At 67.2% G+C, this 2,649-nt stretch carries 3 protein-coding genes; all 3 read right to left on the bottom strand.

The genetic code is table 11. From position 1 onward, the window contains the following. A partial coding sequence (locus VKP62_09825) for a hypothetical protein (GenBank protein MEB3197488.1) occupies positions 1-191 on the bottom strand: 191 nt, incomplete at its 3' end. A gap of 56 nt (positions 192-247) precedes the next feature. Continuing rightward, the gene (gene fabG / locus VKP62_09820; GenBank protein MEB3197487.1) at positions 248-988 is read right to left on the bottom strand and encodes a 3-oxoacyl-[acyl-carrier-protein] reductase; all 741 of its coding nucleotides are present in this window, start codon (positions 986-988) and stop codon (positions 248-250) included. A 15-nt stretch (positions 989-1,003) separates the two neighbouring features. Then, positions 1,004-2,578 (bottom strand): long-chain fatty acid--CoA ligase, encoded by a 1,575-nt coding sequence (locus VKP62_09815; protein MEB3197486.1) that lies wholly within the window; start codon positions 2,576-2,578, stop codon positions 1,004-1,006. Positions 2,579-2,649 lie beyond the last annotated feature (71 nt).

Here is a 2,649-nt window from a genome sequence, read left to right as displayed (position 1 = left end):
GGGGCCACCACCTTGGCCACCGAGACCATGGTGGTCAGCAGACCGAGCTGCGCGCCGGTCACGTGAAACTCGGCCTGCAGGTCGCCCACCAGCGGGGTGATCGCGATCCAGGAAAGGCCGAAGACGGCGTAAGTCAGAAACAAGAGGGTTTCGACCACGAAACGATAGGGGCTGGGGCTGGCGGGAGACACGGGGAACCTCCTGAAGAACACAACCGGGGCGATCGGGGACGGGCTTGGCGCGGCGCTCAGAGCACCAGACCGCCGTCCACGCTGAGCACCTGCCCCGTGATGAAGGCGGCATCGTCCGAGGCCAGGAACATGTAGGCTTTGGCGATGTCTGCGGCCTGGCCGAGTCGCCCCAGCGGGGTCTTCTCGCACATCATGGTCAGCACCTTCTCGGGCATGGCCGCGGTCATGTCGGTCTGGATGAAGCCGGGCGCGACCGCGTTGACGGTGATGCCCTTGCGCGCCAGTTCCTTGGCCCAGGACTTGGTCATGCCGATCACGCCGGCCTTGGTGGCGGCGTAGTTGGTCTGCCCGAAGTTGCCGTGCAGCCCCACCACGCTGGAGGCATTGATGATGCGCCCCCGGCCCGCGGCCACCATGGCGGGCACGACGGCCTGGGTCATATGGAAGACGCCGCGCAGGTTCACGTCGATCACGCGATCGAACTGTTCCAGCGTCATCTTGGCCAGGGTGGCGTCCAAGGTGATACCGGCGTTGTTGATCAGCACGTCGAGGCGCCCGTGGCGGCCCAACACCTCGGCGACCACATGGTCCACCACCGCCCGGTTGGTCACGTCGAGGGCGAAGGCCTCGGCGCGCGCCCCACCGGCCGCGATCGCGGCGGCGGTCTGCTCGGCGGCATCCACATCGCGGTCGCAGACCAGCACCAGGGCCCCTTCCGAGGCCATCAGGCGGGCCGTTTCAGCGCCGATGCCGCGGCCGGCGCCCGTGATCAGTACGACTTGTTCTTGCAGTCTCATCACCAGAGTCACTTTCTAGAGGGCCCCTGCAGGGGCTTGGGGGAATTCGGCACGCGTCTCGCGTGGCGGGGTTGCTTCGCCGTGGACCTTGCGCAGATCGCCCTTGACGACCTTGCCGGTGGCGTTGCGCGGCAGAGCCGACACGAACACGACGGACTTGGGCACCTTGTAACGGGCCAGGTGCTCGCCCAGGTAGGCCTGCACCGCGGCTTCGCTCAGGCTGCCCTCGGTGTGCAGGGCCACGACGGCCCGGCCGACCTCGCCCCACTTCGCATCCGCCACCCCGATCACGGCCGCCTCGCGAATGGCCGGATGGCGGGCCAGCACGTTCTCGATCTCGGCCGGATAGACGTTCTCACCGCCGCTGATGAACATGTCCTTCTTGCGGTCGACGATATAGAAGTAGCCCTCGGCGTCGCGGCGGACCAGGTCGCCCGTGCGCAGCCAACCGCCGGTGAAGGCCGCGCGCGTGGCCGTCTCGTTGTTCCAGTAACCGGGAAAGACGTGCGGCCCCTTGATCAGCAGCTCGCCGGTCTCGCCCGGGGCAACGTCCTGGTCGTGGTCGTCCACGATGCGGACGTCGACGTGCATGTTGGGAAAGCCGACCGAGCCAGCTTTGCGAACGGCATCGCGGGCGTCCAGCGTGAAGCAGTTGGGGCCTGCCTCCGTGAGGCCATAGCCCTGCTTGAAGGTCAGACCGCGGCCCGCATAGGCCTCGATCAGGGAGACGGGGCAGGGGGCGCCGCCCGAAATGAAGAAGCGCAGCGAGGACAGGTCGGCCGTCGCGAAGCCGGGGGATTCCAGCATCATCTGAAACATGGTCGGCACGGCAAAAACCACCGTGATGCGGTGCTCGTCGATCAGCTGCAGCGAGCGCGCCGCCTCGAATTGCGGCATGAGCACGATCGTCCCGCCGCGGTGGATCAGGGGCGTCGTCAGCACGTTGAAGCCGCCCGTGTGGAAGAAGGGCGTGTGCGTCAGCGTGACGTCATCGTGGCGAAGGTCCCAGCCCACCTGGGTGTTGATGGCGTTCCAGGTGATCGTGCCGTGCGTGAGGACAGCGCCCTTGGGGGCCCCGGTCGTGCCGGAGGTGTAGAGCACAAGATGCGGGTCGTCCAGGGAAATGGGGGTCTCGGGCAGCGACGCCTCGCTGGCAGAGGCCACCAGACCGTCGTAATGAGACTCGCCGGCACCGGCCTCGTAGGGCACGATGTGCGGGATCGCGAGCTGGCTGGTGACGGCATGGACGGTTTGCTCGAAGTGCGGCCCAAAGAACAACACCTTGGGAGCGGCGTCGCCGAGGATGTACTGGACCTCGGCGGCAGCGAGGCGCCAGTTCACCGGCACGAGAATCGCGCCGAGCTTGCCGACGGCGAAGAACAGCTCCAGCGTCTCGACGCAGTTGTGCGCCAGCACGGCGACGCGATCGCCCTTGATGATGCCAAGGTCGTGGTGCAATGCGCGGGCCAGCCGGTCCACGCGCTGGTGGAACGCGCGGTAGGTGATGCGGCGGTGGGTCGCCGTGCAGACGAGTGCGGTCTTTTCCGGCGTGTACATGGCCCAGCGGGCCAGCCAGTCTCCGAAGTACATGGGCGATTGCCTCCGGTGGAGTAGGGGAGCGAACATCCCCACGATAGGAGGCAGGCGTTACGGGGTCGTTA

The organism is Candidatus Sericytochromatia bacterium (assembly GCA_035285325.1).
Taxonomy (GTDB): Bacteria; Cyanobacteriota; Sericytochromatia; order S15B-MN24; family JAQBPE01; genus JAYKJB01.
The sequence above is the reverse complement of the archived record's forward strand: the minus strand, read 5'-3'. Positions and strand labels throughout refer to the sequence as shown.

What these genes read in the sequence shown, in the direction of transcription:
- fabG (MEB3197487.1), bottom strand. Translation starts at nt 988, where the DNA reads ATGAGACTGCAAGAACAAGTCGTACTGATCACGGGCGCCGGCCGCGGC.
- VKP62_09815 (MEB3197486.1), bottom strand. Translation starts at nt 2,578, where the DNA reads ATGTACTTCGGAGACTGGCTGGCCCGCTGGGCCATGTACACGCCGGAA.